This is a genomic window from Mesorhizobium sp. M0166 (assembly GCF_040322255.1).
Classification (GTDB): Bacteria; Pseudomonadota; Alphaproteobacteria; order Rhizobiales; family Rhizobiaceae; genus Mesorhizobium.
The window spans coordinates 45,631-63,460 of sequence record NZ_JAMYTD010000017.1 but is presented as its reverse complement, the minus strand read 5'-3'; the positions used below and the strand labels follow the sequence as shown (position 1 = coordinate 63,460).

The following is a 17,830-nucleotide window of genomic DNA, read 5'->3' as shown; positions in this document are numbered from 1 at the left end:
CAGCGCGCCAGAGTTGCAAAGTAATGGAATCAATAAGAATTCAGACAGTCAGGAATTTGCGGACGTCCGCCCGGTCGAGATCCTCGGCGGGGCCGGTATGGACGATCTGGCCGCGGTCCATGATGTTGACCTCGTCGGCCAATTCCCGGCAGAAATCGAGATATTGTTCGACCAAAAGCACGGCGATACCGGCCTGGTCGCGCAGATAGCGGACGGCGCGGCCGATATCCTTGATGATCGACGGCTGGATGCCTTCGGTCGGCTCATCGAGCACCAGCAGCTTCGGCCGCATCACCAGCGCCCTGCCGATAGCAAGCTGCTGCTGCTGGCCGCCGGAAAGATCGCCGCCGCGGCGCGCGAGCATCTGCTTCAGCACCGGAAACAATTCGAAGACGTGACCGGGAATGTTGCGATCGGAGCGCTTCAACGGCGCAAAACCTGATTCGAGGTTTTCCCGCACCGTAAGCAGCGGAAATATCTCCCTGCCTTGCGGCACGAATGCGATGCCCGACCGGGCGCGATCATACGCCGCGCTCCGGTCGAGCGCCTTCCCCTCGAAGGCAACGCTTCCGCTCGTCAGCCGATGATGGCCGACGATCGATCTCATCAAACTGGTCTTGCCGACGCCGTTGCGGCCGAGCACGCAGGTGATCTTGCCCGCCCCGGCCTTCAGCGAGACGCCGCGCAGCGCCTGGGCAGCGCCGTAGTGCAGCGTGGCATTGGAAACTTCGAGCATGGTCAGCGCTTTCTCCAACGCGTGAAGAACGAAAGGTCGAAATGATGGAACGGAACGCGCCAGACCATGCTCATCTCCCCAGATAGACTTCGACGACGCGTTCGTCGGCCGAGACGAAGTCGAGGCTGCCCTCGGAAAGCACCGAGCCTTCGTGCAGGCAGGTAACCTTGGCGCCGAGCTCACGCACGAAATGCATGTCGTGCTCGACGACGATGACCGAATGGTCGCGCGCGATGTCTCTGAGCAGCCGCGCGGTTTCCTCGGTCTCGGCGTCGGTCATGCCGGCAACCGGTTCGTCGACCAGCAGCAGCTTCGGATCCTGCGCCAGAAGCATGCCGATCTCGAGCCATTGCTTTTGGCCGTGGCTCAAATTGGCGGCGAGCTCGTCACGCTTGTCGCCAAGCCGGATGATGCCGAGAATGTCGTTGATCTGCCGCACGTCCGCGGCCGAGCGACGATGGAACAGTGCCGGGAAGATCGAGCGCGGGCCTTTCAGCGCCAGCATCAGATTGTCCTCGATCGTGTGGCTTTCGAAGACGGTCGGCTTCTGGAATTTACGGCCGATGCCCATCATGGCGATTTCGGCCTCGTCGTGTTTGGTCAGGTCGACCTCACCGTCGAAGAAAACCTCGCCAGCATCGGGTCGCGTCTTGCCGGTGACGATGTCCATCATCGTCGTCTTTCCGGCGCCGTTGGGGCCGATGATCGCCCGCATCTCGCCTTTGTCGAGCACCAGCGAAAGGTTGTTGATGGCGCGAAACCCGTCGAAGGAAACCGACACGCCGTCGAGATAGAGGATGGTGTTGCTCTTCGACATCAGGCCATCACTCCGCCGGCTGCGGTTCGGCGCCGGAGGCCGACCAGTCGCCCGGCCTTCTCGCCGCCGAGCGATCGGTTTTCGGCGGCACCGGCGTGTCAGGATCGATGCCGGCTTCCTCGGCGACCGAGGCCGCCCGCAGCGCCTTGGCGTTGCCGCGCCAGGAATCCCACATGCCGATGATGCCCTTGGGCAGGAACAGCGTGACGGCGACAAACAGTCCGCCTAGCGCAAACAGCCAGAATTCCGGCAGCACACCGGTGAACCAGGATTTACCGGCATTGACCAGAAGCGCGCCGATGATCGGCCCGACGATGGTGCCGCGCCCGCCGACGGCCGCCCACACCACCACCTCGATCGAATTGGACGGCTCGAATTCGCCAGGGTTGATGATGCCGACCTGCGGCACGTAAAGCGCACCGGCGATGCCGGCCATCACCGCCGACACGGTGAATGCGAACAGTTTGACGTTCTCCGCCCGCCATCCGAGGAAGCGTGTGCGGCTTTCGGCGTCGCGCACCGCCATCAAAAGCTTGCCGTACTTGGAACCGACGATTGCCCAGGTGACGAAGACGGCAAACGCCAGCATGACGGCGCTGGCCGCGAACAGCGCCGACCGTGTCATGTCGGCCTGCACGTTGAAGCCTAAAATGTCCTTGAAATCAGTCAGGCCGTTATTGCCGCCGAAGCCCATATCGTTGCGGAAAAAGGCAAGCAGCAGCGCATAGGTCATCGCCTGGGTGATGATCGACAGATAGACGCCGGTAACGCGGCTGCGGAAGGCGAACCAGCCGAAGACGAAGGCGAGCAGGCCAGGTACCGCAAGCACCATGATCGCCGCGAACCAGAAATGGTCGAAACCATACCAGAACCATGGCAATTCCTTGTAGTTCAGGAACACCATGAAATCCGGCAGCAGCGGATTGCCGTAGACGCCGCGCGAGCCGATCTGGCGCATCAGATACATGCCCATCGCATAGCCGCCGAGCGCGAAGAAAGCGCCGTGGCCGAGCGAGAGGATGCCGCAATAGCCCCAGACGAGATCGAGCGCCAAGGCGAGCAGCGCGTAGCAGAGGTATTTGCCGGTGAGCGCGACGATATAGGACGGCACGTAAAACGCACTTGTCGGCGAGACCGCAAGATTGAGCAGCGGCACGATGATGGCGACCGCCAGCAGGATGAAGATGGTGATGGCGACGCGGCGGTCGGCGCCGGCGGCAAAGAAGCGTCCCGTGATCATGCTTCCACCGACCTGCCCTTGAGCGCGAACAGGCCGCGCGGGCGTTTCTGGATGAACAGGATGATGAGAACCAGGACGACGATCTTGCCGAGGACTGCCCCAGCGTAGGGTTCGAGGAACTTGTTGACGATGCCAAGGGAGAAGGCACCGACCAGCGTGCCCCAGAGATTGCCGACGCCGCCGAAGACGACGACCATGAAGCTGTCGATGATGTAGCCGCGGCCGAGATTGGGCGAGACATTGTCGATCTGGCTGAGCGCGACGCCGGCAATGCCAGCTATGCCGGACCCCAATGCAAAGGTCAGCGCATCGACCCATGGCGTCCTGATGCCCATCGACGCGGCCATGCGGCGGTCGGCGGTGACGGCGCGCATCTGCAGGCCCCAGGGCGTGCGCTTCATCACATAAAGCAGCACCGCGAACACGCAGAGCGCGAATACCAGTATCCAGAGCCGGTTCCAGGTCACTGCAAGCTGGCCGATATCGAACGAACCGGACATCCATGACGGATTGCCGACTTCCTGGTTCGTCGGCCCGAAGATCGTGCGCACGGCCTGCTGCAGGATCAGCGAGACCCCCCACGTCGCCAGCAGGGTTTCCAGCGGCCGACCGTAGAGGTAGCGGATCAGCCCGCGCTCGATGACAAGGCCGACGAGCGCCGCCACCAGGAAGGCCAGCGGCAGGGCAATGACCAGCGACCAGTCGAACAGGCCGGGAAAGGAATTGCGGATCACCTCCTGCACAACGAAGGTCGTGTAGGCGCCGAGCATGACCATCTCGCCATGCGCCATGTTGATGACGCCCATGACGCCGAAGGTGATGGCCAGGCCAATCGCCGCCAGCAGCAGCACCGATCCGAGCGATATGCCGTACCAGACATTCTGGCCGGCATCCCACAGCGCCAGCGTCGAATTGATGTTGGCGATCGCCGCCGTCGCCGCGTCCTTCACCGCACCTTCGGAATTGGCCTCCACCGACGTGAGCAGCGACACCGCATCGCGGTCGCCGCGCGCGCCGATGAGCGCGATCGCCGCCAGTTTGTCGGCCTCCGGCCTGTCTGAAACGAGAACCGAGGCGGCGCGTGCCTGTTCGAGCAGCGCCTTGACGCTTGCCACGCTCTCATTGGCGATCGCGGTGTCGAGCGGCTCGATGTTCGCCGCGTCCGGCGTCTTGAACATGGTGTCGGCGGCGGCAATGCGCACGGCCGGGTCCTTGGAGCCAAGCGTCAGCGTGCCCAATGCATCGCGAATGACGCGGCGCAGCGTATTGTTGACCTTAATCTTGGTGATGTCGGCCTTGGCAACTTCGCCCGATCTTTCGCCGGTGAGCGCATCGAGCAGCTCGATGCCGCCGCCGCTCTCCTTGCCGACAAAGACCAGTGAATCGGCCTTGCGGACGTAAAGGCTGCCCTCCGCAAGCGCGGCAAGCGGCCGTTCTACGGCTGGATCGCCGGATGCCGCAAGCTCGCGCACCACGGCTTCGATCGCCGGAAAATTGGCGGTGGTGGCGAATTTGGCGACGACGGCGCGCAAATCTGCCTCGCTGGCGTTCGACGGCGCCAGCGTCCCCAGGAGGAGCAGCAGCATCAGGCCAATCGCGCGGATCAGGATCATTGGTTTCTGGTGGCTGTTGAAGGTTGAATGTCGCCTCCGGGCAGGCTGGAGGAGGAGCCTGCCCGGAGGCTTGCGGGTCTGGGAGGACAGACCGGGAGGATCAGTTGGTTCCCTTGCCACCGCATTTGCCGGTGGCAACGTTGAAGTTGCCGCAGGACAGAGGCGCGCGCCAATCGGAGATCAGGTCCTTGGAGTCAGGCAGGTAGTCGGACCACTCGTCGCCCATCACGAGGCCCGGCGTCTGTGAGACGGTTTCGAACTGGCCGTCGGCCTGGATTTCGCCGATCAGCACCGGCTTGGTGATATGATGGTTCGGCATCATGGTCGAATAGCCGCCGGTCAGGTTCGGCACCGAGACGCCGACCATGGCGTCGATGACCTTGTCCGGATCGGTGGTACCGGCCTTCTCGACCGCCTTCACCCACATGTTGAAGCCGATATAGTGGGCTTCCATCGGATCGTTGGTGGTGCGCTTGTCGTTCTTGATGAACTTGTGCCAGTCGGCGATGAACTTCTCGTTCTCGGGCGTATCGACGCTTTCGAAATAGTTCCAGGCGGCGAGATGGCCGACCAGCGGCGCGGTGTCGAGACCGGCAAGCTCTTCCTCGCCGACCGAGAAGGCCATGACCGGGATGTCCTCGGCCTTGATGCCCTGGTTGCCGAGCTCCTTATAGAACGGCACGTTGGCGTCGCCGTTGACGGTCGAGACGACAGCGGTCTTCTTGCCGGCCGAGCCGAACTTCTTGATCGCCGAGACTTCGGTCTGCCAGTCGGAAAAGCCGAACGGCGTGTAGTTGACCATGATGTCTTCCGCAGCAACGCCCTTTGCTTTCAGATAAGCCTCGAGGATCTTGTTGGTGGTGCGCGGGTAGACGTAGTCGGTGCCTTCGAGCACCCAGCGCTTCACCGAACCGCCATCCTCGCTCATCAGATAATCGACGGCCGGAATGGCCTGCTGGTTCGGCGCCGCACCGGTGTAGAACACATTGCGCTCGCTTTCCTCGCCCTCATACTGGACCGGGTAGAACAGGATGTTGTCGAGTTCGCTGAACACCGGAAGTACCGACTTGCGCGACACCGAGGTCCAGCAGCCGAACACCGCCGCGACCTTGTCCTTCGAGATCAGCTCGCGCGCCTTTTCGGCGAACAGCGGCCAGTTCGAAGCCGGATCGACGACCACCGCCTCGAGCTTCTTGCCGAGCAGGCCACCCTTGGCATTCTGCTCTTCGATGAGCATCAGCATGGCGTCCTTCAGGGTCGTCTCCGAGATCGCCATGGTTCCCGACAGCGAATGGAGGATGCCGACCTTGATGGTGTCGTCGGCCGCCTTGGCGGGAACGCTCATCAGCAGGCCGGCGGTGACCACGCCGGCCGAAAACATTTTTGCTATTGTCGAGAAACTGCCCCTCATACTTTTAAACTCCCAAGCTGGTTAACTGCATCGGAACAGACCATGCAACGGCTGTGCCAATCACGGGAGCAAGCTCGGAGGATTTGAGATTTCCCAGCTCTGTCAGTCGGTTAATGTATTAGCCGCAGGAGATGAACCTCGCCTGCCATGTTCGAAACGAGAAAGGATCACCCATATCAGCCTAAGTTTTACTCACATACAGGCCAATGCCCGAGTTTTGAGCAGCATCATATGAGCGCTGGCGAGGATTGCAGCGCCGCAGCGAAATGAGGCAAGTTCGAACCCTTAAGCGAGCGACGCCATGGCCTTCAGAACTTCTTGCACTTTCACCGCCATTCTTCTGCTGGCGACGACGACCGTAGCGCGCGCCGGCTTCAGCGACGGCAAGCTGCCGGACGGCTCCTATCATTGCGAAGTCTATCTGCTTGGCATGTTCCTCAGCCTCGGCGACATCACCATCAAGGGAAACGTCTATAGCGGTCCGGTGAGCTTCGGCATCGCGCCGCAAAGCTACAATTACCAGATGGATGCAGACGGCGTGATCACCTGGCTAGGTCCGCTGGGCGGCTACACCAGTGGCGGCAACTCGATCTCGCTTACGCAGGCGACGCTGGAAAGCGGAACTACCCCGTCCTTCGACATCATCATGAAGCAGCCAGACGGCGCCTTTACCGCCTCGACCTGCACGAAGCGTTGAAAAAGAGTACGGAACCGGGCGAGGTTTCGTACCCCGAAGCAGAAAGCCGCCTAGCTCTCCGCCGCCAGGTCGAGCGCCAGCCGGGTCATATCGGTGAAAAGCCCCTGGCGTTCGGAATAGTCGGTTTGCTCGCCGGTTGCCACGTTATCGACGACGGTCAGGACCGACAGCGCCCGGGCACCGAAATCGGCCGCAATGCGGTAGAGCGCGCTGGTTTCCATATCCACGGCGAGCGCGCCCTGGGCCTGCGCTTCGGCAAAACGTTCGCGCCCCTGCGGATGATAGAAAATGTCGCTGCAGATGGTCAGCCCGGCGCAATAGTCGATGCCGAGTTCAGCAGCCCGGGCCAACGCCTGGGCCAACAATGCCGGATCGGGGCCGGCATCGGCACGATAGAGCCCAAAAACCTGGCCGCTCTCGGCATTTTCGCCGCGCACCGATTGTGCGATCACCAGGCTGCGCAGCGCCATCTCGGCGGTCAGGCCACCGCAGGTACCAGTGCGGATCAACGTTTTCGCACCATAAGAGTCCAGCAGCTCATGCACATAGACCAGGAACGAAGGGACGCCGATGCCGGTGGACTGGATGCTGACAGGTTTGCCGCGAAACAACCCGGTAAAGCCGAGCGCGCCGCGGCGGTGGTTGACGCAGCGCGGCGCTTCCAGAAAAGTCTGCGCCATCCATTCAGCGCGCTGCGGATCGCCCGGCAGCAGCACCGTGCTTGCGTAGTCGCCCTTGCTTGCCTCGTTGTGTGGCGTCACGGCATGCTTTCCAAAACCCGTCGCCCGTTTCGCCTGCAATCATGGCAGTCTCACGACATTGCGCAAGCGGAGCATTGGAAAGGTCAGGATTCCAGCATGTCCTTTACAATGGTGGCCAATTGCTTGAGCGAAAACGGCTTCGGCAAGAAGCCGAAATGTGCGTCGGCCGGCAAGTTCTTGGCGAACGCGTCTTCGGCATAGCCGGACACGAAGATAAACTTGATGTCGGGCTGCCGTTTGCGCAATTCGCCAAGCAGCGTCGGGCCATCCATTTCCGGCATCACCACGTCCGACACCACGACGTCGACCTTGCCGCCGAGCGCTTCGTAGACTTCAAGCGCCTCGACGCCCGACGACGCCTCGTGGACGGTGTAGCCGCGCGACTTCAGCGCCCGCATGCCGCCCATGCGCACGGCGTCCTCGTCCTCGACCAGCAGCACCGTAGCCGAGCCCGACAGGTCCTTGGCTGAGTCGGCGATCTTGGCAGGGGCGGCCGGCACTTCTCCAGCCTCGCCCGCCTTCCTTGCCTCCGCAATGTGCCGCGGCAGGAAGATGCGGAACACGGATCCCTTGCCGACTTCGGAATCGCAGAAGATGAAGCCGCCTGTCTGCTTGATGATGCCATAGACCATGGACAGGCCGAGGCCAGTTCCCTTGCCAACCTCCTTTGTCGTGAAGAAGGGCTCGAAGATCTTTTTCAGCACATCAGGCGCGATGCCGCTGCCGCTGTCCTCAACCTCGACCAGCACATAGTCGGCCGGAGTAAGTTCGCGGTAGGAAAAGGTCTTGCACTCTCCGGCGCTGACGTTGCGGGTGCGTACGGTGAGGTCGCCGCCGGCCGGCATCGCATCGCGCGCATTGACCGCCAGATTGACCACCACTTGCTCGAACTGCCCGATATCGACCCTGACCGGCCACAGGTCGCGGCCATGGTCGATCTTGAGCTTGATGTCGTTGCCGACCAGCCGGGCAAGCAGCATTCTGAGATCGGCCAGCACGTCGGTCAGGTTGAGCACCTCCGGCCGCAGCGTCTGCTTGCGCGAGAAGGCCAGCAACTGCCGTACCAGCGAGGCCGCCCGGTTGGCATTCTGCTTGATGTTCATGATGTCCGGGAATGACGGATCGGACGGCCGGTGATTGGTCAACAGCAGGTCCGAGGCCATGATGATGGCGGTCAGCACATTGTTGAAATCATGCGCGATGCCGCCGGCGAGTTGGCCGACCGCCTGCATCTTCTGGCTCTGCGCCATCTGGCCCTCGAGGGCCTTTTGCTCCGTGGTCTCCACGGCATAGACGATGGCCGATTCCTCGGCGCCCTCGCCACCGGTACCGTCTGCGACCGCATTGACGTAGAAGCGTATGTGGCGCTCCTCATTTCCGGGCAGCACCGTATCGATCGGCTCGATGTCAGCCTGTTGCTGGCGCGCCTTTTCGAAGGCCGCGGCGAAAGCCGGCCGGTCGCGCTCGTGGATCACCGTATCCAGCCGCACACGCCGATCGACCGCGTCGCGGTCGACGACCGAGGAAAACAGCGACAGGAACGGCGCATTGGTGCGCAGGATGCGACCGGCATGGTCGACGCCGGCTATCGCCATCGGCGTCGAGTTGAAGAACCGCGTGAAGCGTATTTCCGATGCGCGGAGGTCGGCCGAAGCGTCCTCGCCTTGCGTCCGGTTGAGCACGATGGTGCGAGTCGGGCCGTTGAGGCCCTCTCGGCTGGCCGAGACACGATGCATGAAGCGCACCGGCAGCGCCTCGCCGGTCATCGTCGTCAGATCGAGGTCAATAACGGCATTGCGCGTGGTACCCGCGTCGGCCTTGACCGAACGGACCAGCGCCATGCCGTCGCCGGCGACGATCTCTGGCAGCGTGATGGCGCCGGGGGTGAAGCTGGCCAGGTCGATGCCAAGCCACTCCGCAAGGGTCGCGTTGATATAGGTGACGCGGCCTTCCTGGTCGGCGGAAAAGAACCCGGCCGGCGCATGGTCGAGATGATCGATGGCCTTTTGCAGGTCGAGAAAGAACCGCTCCTGCTCGGCCCGTTCCTGCGAGATATCGGCAAGCTGCCAGGCAAGCATGGGCAGCCGCTGGCCGGGAACGCTGAACGCGCGGGCCCGGACGCGGTACCAGCGGGCGCCCGGTTCGGCGCCTGGCCGAATGGACTGCGCGAGCCGAAACTCGCCGTCGCCCGGCTGGCCGTCGCGCAGGCCTGACGCCAGCCGGTATATGGTCACCGAGGCCTCGGGAACGTCTGAAAGCAAACCTTCGACTGTTTTGAGGTCGGCGGCCGACTCGGCACCCGTCATATCGGCATAGGTCCGGTTGGCGTAGATGATACGGCCTTTGGTGTCGGTGACCAGGAGACCCTGCGACATCGAATCGACGAAAGCTTTCGACAGTTCGTCGCTTGTCGAGCGCGGCGTGATGTGCACGAAGCCGATCGCAGTGGCGAATAGAAAGCCGACGCCGATCATCGCCAGCACGCCAAGCATGCCGAGCAGGAATGGATCGCCAAGTCGCTCGCGGAAAACGCCGAAGACGACCGCTGCCCCTGTCAGGACGACGATGAAAACGATGAGCCGGGTGACCGCTCCCGGTCGCGTGTTCTGGTCGACGATAGGTACCGGATAGAAATCGCCGCGCGCTTCCTTGGCCATGTGCCCCCTGCTCGTGAATACCGGTGTCGGTTGAATCATATTCTCAGGGTCGGGAAAAGGCCCGGCTGCAGATGTCCGCTAAAAATGACGCCGTTCGGCTTCCGGCGTTCAAGCTGTTCACGAAGCGTGAAAGGCAACTTGCGGTGGCCTGCCGCAACAGTCTAGTGTCGCCTCTCTTCGAAAGCTGATTTTGGGGGAACCAATGCTGCAATGGCTGGATGGCGTGGCGGGTCCTGGTTATGCCGCAGCAATCCTATGGACGTTTGCAGTACTTGTCCTTCTGCTCATCATTCTTCTTATCATCAGGCTGGTCCGCAGCCTGACATTCGGAACATTCGTCGCCGGCGGCAGGAACCGCAAGACGCGGCTGGCCGTCATGGATGCCACAGCGGTCGACAGTCACCGGCGGCTGGTGCTGGTGCGCCGCGACGATATCGAGCACCTGCTCTTGATCGGTGGTCCGACCGACGTCGTCGTCGAGCGCGACATCAGGCTCTCGGCGCTGCGCCGCCCGGCATTGACCGCAGACACCAGCCACCAGCCGGCAGCAAGGCCAGCTCAGACCACAGCCGCGCCGGTGAGGCAAGCGCCACCGCAGCCGGCAAGCGTGGCCGCAACCCCCGTCCGAGCCCGCCAGACGGCGACGATACCGGCAACAATGCCGGCGCCGGCGCCGAAACCGGCATCGAACGTCACACCGTTGCCAAGTTATGGATCCGTCAACGCCAATGCCTCGCGGCATGGGCAGCCGCCGGCAAGACAGGACTCCCCGGCAAGATACGAGCCGCCGGCACAGCATGAGTCGATTGACGATGCGCTGATGAAGGAGCTGGAGGTTTCCCTCGACGAGCCACGCTTCAGCCAAACGCCGAGCAAGCCGGTGGCGAAGGCATCGCCCTCTCTCGACGACGAGATGACGAAGCTCCTCGGCGAGTTGTCCAATCAGAAAAGATAGGCGGATAGCGAACGGCCAATGAAAATGGCCGGAAAACCGGCCATTTTGAACGCTTTACCGATGCCGCTGCTTTCCCGGCGACTCAGTCGTCGCGGTAGACCTTCTCGCGCCGCTCATGGCGCTCCTGCGCCTCGATCGACAAAGTCGCGATCGGTCGCGCGTCGAGCCGTTTCAGCGCGATCGGCTCGCCCGTCTCCTCGCAATAACCGTAAGTGCCTTCGTCAAGGCGCTGGAGGGCGGAATCGATCTTCGAGATGAGTTTTCGCTGGCGATCGCGGGCACGAAGTTCGATGGCGCGGTCGGTTTCCGAGGAGGCGCGATCGGCGAGGTCGGGGTGGTTGGCGTTTTCCTGCTGCAGGATTTCGAGAGTTTCGCGCGCTTCGCGCAAGATGTCGTTCTTCCAGGTGACGAGCTTCATGCGAAAGTAGGATTTCTGCCGCTCGTTCATGAACGGCTCGTCTTCGGAGGGCACGTAATCGGCGGTAACGATGTCGTTCATTCGACTCACCCAACAAACCCCAAATTTGGCGCCTATATATTCGCGGACCGAAAGCTGCACAAGGTCAATCGACGACAGTTTCACGCAATTGTTAGTCCCGGACAAACCAGCATCTGCGATGCCCTTTTTGCAAAGAATACGACCGAATCCGTACATGATTCGCTATGCTTGAGGGGCGCTTGCCATTGCGCACGGAGCTCTTCTGATGACAAATCCTGCGGCGTGCTGACGGGTTCGGTGCCCGGCACAACGGGGATCCGGTGACCAGACTTTACCTGCTGAGGCATTCGAAGGCCGGCTGGGCGCTGCCTGGCGTGGCTGACTTCGACCGCCCGCTCGATCCATCCGGCTTCGCCGATGCCGAAGCGATGGGCGTGCTGATGCGTTCCCGCAAATACGCACCGGCCCTCACGCTTTGCTCAAGCGCCAGGCGTGCCCGCCAGACGCTGGAAGGCTTGGCTGGCCACACCGACAAGGGCCGCCGGGTGCTGTTCCTTGACGCGCTTTACAACGACGATGCCGCCGCGTACCTCGCTGCCACCCGGCAGAATGGCGGGCTGGATGCCCTGCTCGTCATCGGCCACAATCCGATGATTGAGGATCTCGCCATGGCGCTCTCAGGCGACGGCGACGAGACCGCGCGGGCCATGCTGAACCACGGCTTCCCGACCTCCGCACTTGCGGTGGTCCGGTTCAACGGCAGTCTTGCCGAGGCTGCGCCGGGCGCCGGCTATCTCGAAGCCTTCCTGACGCCTGCCGATATCTGAGGCCATTTCAAAGCCGCGCATCAAAGCCTATATCGGGTCCTGACCGGCCCGCGAGAACAGATTTTGGCATCATCGCTGACGACTTTCACCGACGAGGCGAAGATTGCCTTGGATACGTTGTCAGGCCGCGCTGCGGGGCTTTTCGCTCCGTCGCTGCGTCTTGGCGTGACCGGGCTGTCCCGCGCCGGTAAGACGGTATTCATCTCGGCCCTTGTGCACAATCTGGTCCATGGCGGACGCTTGCCGCTGTTTGAGGCACAAAAATCGGGGCGCATCGCCCGCGCTTTTCTGGAAGAGCAGCCGGACGACGCCGTACCACGCTTTCAATACGAGGATCACATCGCGGCTCTTGTCGACGATCGCGTCTGGCCGGATTCGACGCGTGCGATTTCCGAGTTGAGGCTCACCATCGAATACGAATCGGCCTCTGGCTGGAGCCGCATGTTTTCCGCCGGAAAATTGTCGGTCGACATCGTCGATTATCCCGGCGAATGGCTGCTCGACCTGCCACTGCTCGGCAAGTCCTACGCCGATTTTTCGCGTGAGGCTTTCGAGATGGCCGTGTTGCCGGTGCGTGTCGATCTTTCGCGGGAATGGCGGGCGCTCTCCAATCCGGTCGACCCCAGCGCCGACGCCGACGAGATGACGGCGCGCCGTCTCGCCGAGAGCTTCGCCGCCTATCTCAAGGCCTGCAAGCTCGACGAGCGGGCGCTTTCGACCTTGCCGCCCGGCCGCTTCCTGATGCCCGGCGATCTTGAAGGCTCTCCAGCTCTCACCTTCGCGCCGCTCACGAATCTGGGCGGCCGGCGCGCCCGCTCGGGATCGCTGCAGGCTATGATGGAGCGGCGCTACGAGGCTTACAAGACGCATGTCGTCAAACCGTTCTTTCGCGAACACATCACGCGTCTCGACCGGCAGATCGTGCTCATCGACGCCTTGCAGGCATTGAATGCCGGCCCCGGCGCGATGGCCGATCTGGAACGCGCAGTCACCGAAATCCTGTCCTGTTTTCGGCCCGGCCGGGGCAACTTCCTGACCGACCTGTTTTCGAGGCGCATCGACCGCATATTAGTGGCCGCGACCAAGGCCGACCATCTGCACCACGAAAGCCACGACCGCCTGCAGGCGATCGTGCGGCGACTAGCCGACCGCGCCGTGGCGCGGGCGAATTTCACCGGCGCCGACGTCGACGTCGTGGCCATGGCGGCCATGCGCGCGACCCGTGAAGGCACGGTCAAGCAGGGCCGCGAGACTTTGCCGGTCATTATCGGTACGCCATTGCGTGGCGAAAAAATCAATGGCGAAACCTTTGACGGAAAGACCGAAACAGCCATATTTCCCGGTGACTTGCCGGAGAAAGCTGATGCGGTGTTCGACGTTTCCGAATCGGCCCGCCGGCAGAACAATGACGACCCCGCGATCCGCTTCGTGCGCTTTCGCCCGCCGAAACTCGAGCGCACCGCCGAGGGCGTCACGCTCTCGCTGCCACATATCAGGCTCGACCGCGCGCTGCAGTTCCTGATTGGAGATCATCTCGCATGAGTGCGCCCCGCAGACCGGCGGCCTTTCGCATCGAGCCGGAGGCCCAGCAAAAGGAAGATCCGACGGCTCGCCATGCTGCGTCCGAGGCCGCGCCGGCGCGAAAGCCGCGTACTGTGAAGGCGGATCTAGCCGTGGTCACACCGGCGGAGATCGACGTCTTCGACGAGCCTGATATCGTCGCTGCCGAACCGCCGCCGGCGATTGCGCCGCGAAAACGTTCGCTGCTTGGCAGCCTGTTCTTCGGCGCGCTTGGCGTTCTGGCTTCGCTCACTGTCGGCCTCTGGACCGACCAGCTGATTCGCGACCTGTTCGAGCGCGCCGAGTGGCTGGGCTGGCTGGCTGCCGGTATGGCCGCGATCGCCATCCTGGCGCTTCTGATCATCCTCGTGCGCGAATTCATGGCGATTGCCCGCCTTGCCGAGGTCGAAAAGTTGCAGAAGCGGGCGCTGGATGCGATTGCCCGTGACGATCCGAAGGCCGCCCGCGCCGTGGTCGACGAGTTGTCGGTCTTTGTCTCGGCCAAGCCTGAAACCGCGGCCGGCAGGCGCTCGCTGGCCGAATTGCGCGGCGAGATCATCGACGGCGGCAATCTGGTGCGCCTGGCGGAGACCGAGATCCTCGGCCCGCTCGATGCCCGCGCCAGGGTGATGATCCTCGAAGCGGCGAAGCGCGTCTCCCTCGTGACCGCGGTCAGCCCCCGCGCGCTGGTCGACGTCGCTTATGTGGTGTTCGAAGCCGGCCGGTTGATTCGCCGGCTGTCGGAGCTTTATGGCGGCCGCCCCGGCACGCTTGGCTTTTTTCGCCTGGCGCGCAGCGTTCTCGCCCATCTCGCGGTCACCGGATCGATCGCAGTCGGCGACAGTTTCGTCCAGCAGATCGTTGGCCACGGCCTTGCCGCCCGGCTCTCGGCCAAGCTCGGCGAAGGCGTCGTCAATGGCATGATGACTGCGCGCATCGGCATTGCAGCGATGGAAATCGCAAGGCCCCTGCCCTTTTACGCAGTCAGGCGGCCCGGATTGGGCGATTTCCTCTCCGCGCTGACCTCCTTTGCAGCAAAGAAAGAAAAAGAAACATCCGCTTCCGGAACGTGACTATTGCCTTGGGGTGACAAAGCATTAACCAATCTTGTCCATGGTCGGAAGCGTCCAAACCAGTCTCTTTGTTGCCGGGTGTCGTCGATGAAAAGCGTTATTCTGTCCAGCGGGCTGCCCGTGGCGCTCGCGCTTGTCGCAACCGTCGGCATTGCCGGAAAGACCTCGGCGGCGGAACCGGACAAGCAGTTCTTTCGATCGGTCGAAGGCAAATGGGTCGGCCCCGGGGAAATCGTTGCCGGCAAATACAAGGGCACGAAATTCACCTGCAGCTTCATCGGCTCGACGCCTGACGGCAAGGTCGGCATGTCGCTCGACGGCGGCTGCCGGGTAGGCATGTTCACCCAGCAGATGTCGGCAACGATCGAACACAAGGGCCGGCAGGGATACAAAGGCAGCTTTATGGGCGGGGCCGCCGGCTCCGGCCTCGACATTATCGGTGGCAATGTCGTCGATTCGCACAAGGTGGTTTTCACCATAAATCGCAATCAGTTGCGCGGCGTTATGCAGGCGCTTGTCCCCGACGACAATTCGATGACGGTGACCGTCGCCGTGCGCGTCGACCAGCAGTTGGTCCCGGTCATCGGCATGAAGCTGAAGCGGATCGATGCAGTCGAGGTCGGCTCCATAACTCCGAACTGACTTTCAGCGTGAGAAAAGGCGGCAACCAAACGGCGCCGCCTTCTTTAACATGCAAATGGGCGCTCAGCCCTTGATCGCGGCAATCACGTCGTCGTAGGCCTTGCAGGCCTCGGCCGCTGTCGTGCCGCCCTGATATTTGGTTGTGACCGCCTGGACCTTGGCCGTGAGGTCGGCTGCCTTGGCCGGATCCTTGGTAATTGCAGCCTGAAGTGCCGCAGTCATGTCCTGGGCCTTCTTGGTCAGCATCTCGGTCGTGCACTCGGGTGCCTTCGAACAGGCAGAGCCGGCAAGCGCCGCGATGCCAACGGCAACCAGCAAAAACGTCTTCATGTCAGTCATCTCCTCAAAAAAGGGCCGCGACCTAATCGTCGCTCACCCTCCACTGGCCGAAGCCGGGCGTCCTTAGCGCCGGATCGCTGAAACAAGCAACGCCAGGCACTCCATTATCCTGTGCAGTGCGCCTGCAATATCGCCTTCACAATGCGCCGCATTCGCACTGTTCGATCCGCCCCGAAGCCCCTATCTTGGCCGCTTGTTGCAAGAGAGCGGAATGGCAGGCATGGCGGCAGAGGCATCGAACAGCGATCTGATCCAGGTGGTGGCGCTGCTTGCCGCCGGCGTCGTTGCGGTACCCATCTTCAGGCGCATCGGACTTGGCTCCATCCTTGGCTATTTGACGGCCGGCGTCGTGATCGGCCCGTTCGGACTGCGCATCTTTTCCGAATCGGAAGCCATCCTTCATGTCGCCGAACTCGGCGTCGTCATGTTCCTGTTCATCATCGGGCTGGAGATGCAGCCGTCACGGCTATGGGGCATGCGCCGCGAGATTTTCGGGCTTGGCGCGCTGCAGGTCGGCGTCTGCGCGGTCCTGCTGACCGGCGTCGGGCTGGCGGGAGGTTTTCCTATCGCGCAATCCTTCGTCGCCGGCGCCGGTTTCGTGCTCACCTCGACGGCAATCGTCATGCAATTGCTGGAAGAACGCGGCGAACTGGCCACGCCCAAGGGCCAGCGCATCGTCTCGATCCTGCTCTTGGAAGACCTGGCCATCGTGCCATTGCTGGCGCTGATCGCTTTCCTCGCGCCGGGCGGCGCCGATATGAGCCTGTCGGATCGGTTGACGGAGGTCGGCATCGGCCTCGCCGCGATCGTCGGGCTGGTGCTTGCCGGGCGCTATCTGCTCAATCCGTTCTTTCGTATCCTGGCGGATGCGCGCGCCCGTGAGGTGATGACCGCTGCCGCCCTTCTGGTCGTTCTCGGGTCAGCGCTCGCCATGCAGCTTTCCGGCCTGTCGATGGCGATGGGCGCCTTCCTGGCCGGCGTGCTTTTGTCGGAATCGACCTTCCGCCACCAGCTGGAGGCCGACATCGAACCGTTCCGCGGCATTCTGCTCGGGCTGTTCTTCCTAGCCGTCGGCATGTCGCTTGACCTGCATGTGGTCGTCGTCAACTGGCAGCTCATTGCCATCTATGTCGTCGCCTACATGGTGATGAAAGCGATCGGCATCTATATCGTCGCCCGCGTCCTCAAAACCGGCCACCGGGAAGGGCTCGAGCGCGCGGTCTTCATGGCGCAAGGCGGCGAATTCGCCTTCGTCCTCTATTCCGCTGCGGCAGCGGTCGGGATCATCGACAGCCAGGCCAATGCGATGCTGACCGCCATCGTCATCATTTCCATGGTGCTGACGCCGTTGGCAATCATAGCCCTGCGGTATTTGACACCGCGTGACGAGCAGTCGCTTGAAGGCGTCGATGTCGCCGAAGGCCTGACCGGCAGCGTGCTGATCATCGGCTTTGGCCGGTTCGGCCAGATCGCAAGCCAGCCGCTTTTGTTGCGCGGGATTGATGTGTCGATCATCGATAATGAGGTCGAGATGATCCAGGCGGCAGCCGATTTCGGCTTCAAGGTCTATTATGGCGATGGCACGCGGCTTGACATCCTGCGTGCCGCGGGAGCCGGGCGCGCACGCGCCGTGCTGATCTGCGTCGACAAGCCCGATGCCGCCGTGCGCATCGCGGAACTGATCAAGGCGGAGTTTCCCTTGCTGACAGTGCTGGCGCGGGCCTTCGACCGCGGCACGGCGTTGCAGCTCATTCGTGCCGGCGTCGACTATCAGCTCCGCGAGACGTTCGAATCGGCGCTTGTCTTCGGCGGCTCGACACTGGAAGCTCTCGGCGTCGACCCGGAAGAGGTCGCCGAGGTAGTCGAGGACGTCCGCCGCCGCGACGCTGCCCGTTTCGAACTTCAACAGGCCGAAGGCATCCGCGCCGGACGGCGCTTCCTCAAAGGCAATATCGGCACGCCCATCCCGACGCCGCTCAGCACGCCACGGCAGGCGGGCCAGGCGCTCAACGAAGAGACCGCCGGCGTGCTGCAGAAATCCGAGCCGGCCGATTAAACCCTGG

General features: G+C 62.6%; 16 protein-coding genes. 7 read left to right on the top strand and 9 right to left on the bottom strand.

From position 1 onward, the window contains the following. Positions 1-40: 40 nt before the first annotated feature. The 5 genes from urtE to urtA all read right to left on the bottom strand — a co-directional run bounded on the left by urtE (position 41) and on the right by urtA (position 5,817). Positions 41-736, bottom strand: coding sequence for an urea ABC transporter ATP-binding subunit UrtE (gene urtE, locus NKJ46_RS19275; protein ID WP_352491592.1), 696 nt, complete (start codon positions 734-736; stop codon positions 41-43). A 70-nt stretch (positions 737-806) separates the two neighbouring features. Continuing rightward, entirely contained in the window at positions 807-1,553 is a 747-nt protein-coding gene (urtD, locus tag NKJ46_RS19270; protein ID WP_352666513.1) for an urea ABC transporter ATP-binding protein UrtD, read from the bottom strand. Positions 1,554-1,560: 7 nt separating this feature from the next. Further along, positions 1,561-2,793, bottom strand: coding sequence for an urea ABC transporter permease subunit UrtC (gene urtC / locus NKJ46_RS19265; protein WP_352666511.1), 1,233 nt, complete (start codon positions 2,791-2,793; stop codon positions 1,561-1,563). Continuing rightward, the gene (gene urtB / locus NKJ46_RS19260; RefSeq protein WP_352666510.1) at positions 2,790-4,406 is read right to left on the bottom strand and encodes an urea ABC transporter permease subunit UrtB; all 1,617 of its coding nucleotides are present in this window, start codon (positions 4,404-4,406) and stop codon (positions 2,790-2,792) included. The genes urtC and urtB overlap by 4 nt, the downstream gene beginning before the upstream one ends. A 100-nt stretch (positions 4,407-4,506) precedes the next feature. Then, positions 4,507-5,817 carry an urea ABC transporter substrate-binding protein gene (gene urtA / locus NKJ46_RS19255; protein ID WP_376704326.1) on the bottom strand — a complete coding sequence of 437 codons (1,311 nt, stop codon included), beginning with the start codon at positions 5,815-5,817 and terminating at the stop codon, positions 4,507-4,509. Positions 5,818-6,118: 301 nt separating this feature from the next. On the opposite strand from urtA, the gene NKJ46_RS19250 reads away from it, so the two are divergent. After that, on the top strand, positions 6,119-6,514 hold the full coding sequence (locus tag NKJ46_RS19250) for a hypothetical protein (protein WP_352666508.1): 396 nt from the start codon (positions 6,119-6,121) through the stop codon (positions 6,512-6,514). Between the two features lie 50 nt (positions 6,515-6,564). Here the strand turns inward: NKJ46_RS19250 and NKJ46_RS19245 are convergent, their stop codons facing one another. Next, a complete protein-coding gene (locus NKJ46_RS19245) occupies positions 6,565-7,275 on the bottom strand; it encodes a purine-nucleoside phosphorylase (RefSeq protein WP_352666506.1) in 711 nt (236 codons plus the stop codon). An 83-nt stretch (positions 7,276-7,358) separates the two neighbouring features. Continuing rightward, on the bottom strand, positions 7,359-9,932 hold the full coding sequence (gene cckA / locus NKJ46_RS19240) for a cell cycle histidine kinase CckA (protein WP_352666504.1): 2,574 nt from the start codon (positions 9,930-9,932) through the stop codon (positions 7,359-7,361). A 202-nt stretch (positions 9,933-10,134) separates the two neighbouring features. On the opposite strand from cckA, the gene NKJ46_RS19235 reads away from it, so the two are divergent. Continuing rightward, on the top strand, positions 10,135-10,887 hold the full coding sequence (locus NKJ46_RS19235; RefSeq protein ID WP_352666503.1) for a hypothetical protein: 753 nt from the start codon (positions 10,135-10,137) through the stop codon (positions 10,885-10,887). Positions 10,888-10,969: 82 nt separating this feature from the next. Here NKJ46_RS19235 and dksA read toward each other — a convergent pair whose 3' ends face one another. Next, positions 10,970-11,386 (bottom strand): RNA polymerase-binding protein DksA, encoded by a 417-nt coding sequence (dksA, locus tag NKJ46_RS19230; RefSeq protein ID WP_023674847.1) that lies wholly within the window; start codon positions 11,384-11,386, stop codon positions 10,970-10,972. 260 nt (positions 11,387-11,646) lie between these two features. Here dksA and NKJ46_RS19225 point away from each other — a divergent pair, with 260 nt between their 5' ends. The 4 genes from NKJ46_RS19225 to NKJ46_RS19210 all read left to right on the top strand — a co-directional run bounded on the left by NKJ46_RS19225 (position 11,647) and on the right by NKJ46_RS19210 (position 15,428). After that, positions 11,647-12,153: a SixA phosphatase family protein gene (locus NKJ46_RS19225; RefSeq protein WP_352666501.1), complete on the top strand. Its 507-nt coding sequence runs from the start codon at positions 11,647-11,649 to the stop codon at positions 12,151-12,153. Positions 12,154-12,216: 63 nt separating this feature from the next. Further along, a complete protein-coding gene (locus NKJ46_RS19220) occupies positions 12,217-13,695 on the top strand; it encodes a YcjX family GTP-binding protein (RefSeq protein ID WP_352666499.1) in 1,479 nt (492 codons plus the stop codon). Beyond that, the gene (locus tag NKJ46_RS19215; protein ID WP_352666497.1) at positions 13,692-14,786 is read left to right on the top strand and encodes a YcjF family protein; all 1,095 of its coding nucleotides are present in this window, start codon (positions 13,692-13,694) and stop codon (positions 14,784-14,786) included. The genes NKJ46_RS19220 and NKJ46_RS19215 overlap by 4 nt, the downstream gene beginning before the upstream one ends. Before the next feature lie 87 nt (positions 14,787-14,873). Further along, complete coding sequence (locus NKJ46_RS19210; protein WP_352666495.1) at positions 14,874-15,428, top strand: hypothetical protein; 555 nt, start codon at positions 14,874-14,876, stop codon at positions 15,426-15,428. 63 nt (positions 15,429-15,491) lie between these two features. Here the strand turns inward: NKJ46_RS19210 and NKJ46_RS19205 are convergent, their stop codons facing one another. Continuing rightward, positions 15,492-15,758, bottom strand: a complete 267-nt coding sequence (locus tag NKJ46_RS19205; protein ID WP_352491603.1) for a hypothetical protein — start codon at positions 15,756-15,758, stop codon at positions 15,492-15,494. A 229-nt stretch (positions 15,759-15,987) separates the two neighbouring features. Here NKJ46_RS19205 and NKJ46_RS19200 point away from each other — a divergent pair, with 229 nt between their 5' ends. Further along, positions 15,988-17,823, top strand: a complete 1,836-nt coding sequence (locus tag NKJ46_RS19200) for a monovalent cation:proton antiporter-2 (CPA2) family protein (RefSeq protein WP_352666612.1) — start codon at positions 15,988-15,990, stop codon at positions 17,821-17,823. Positions 17,824-17,830 lie beyond the last annotated feature (7 nt).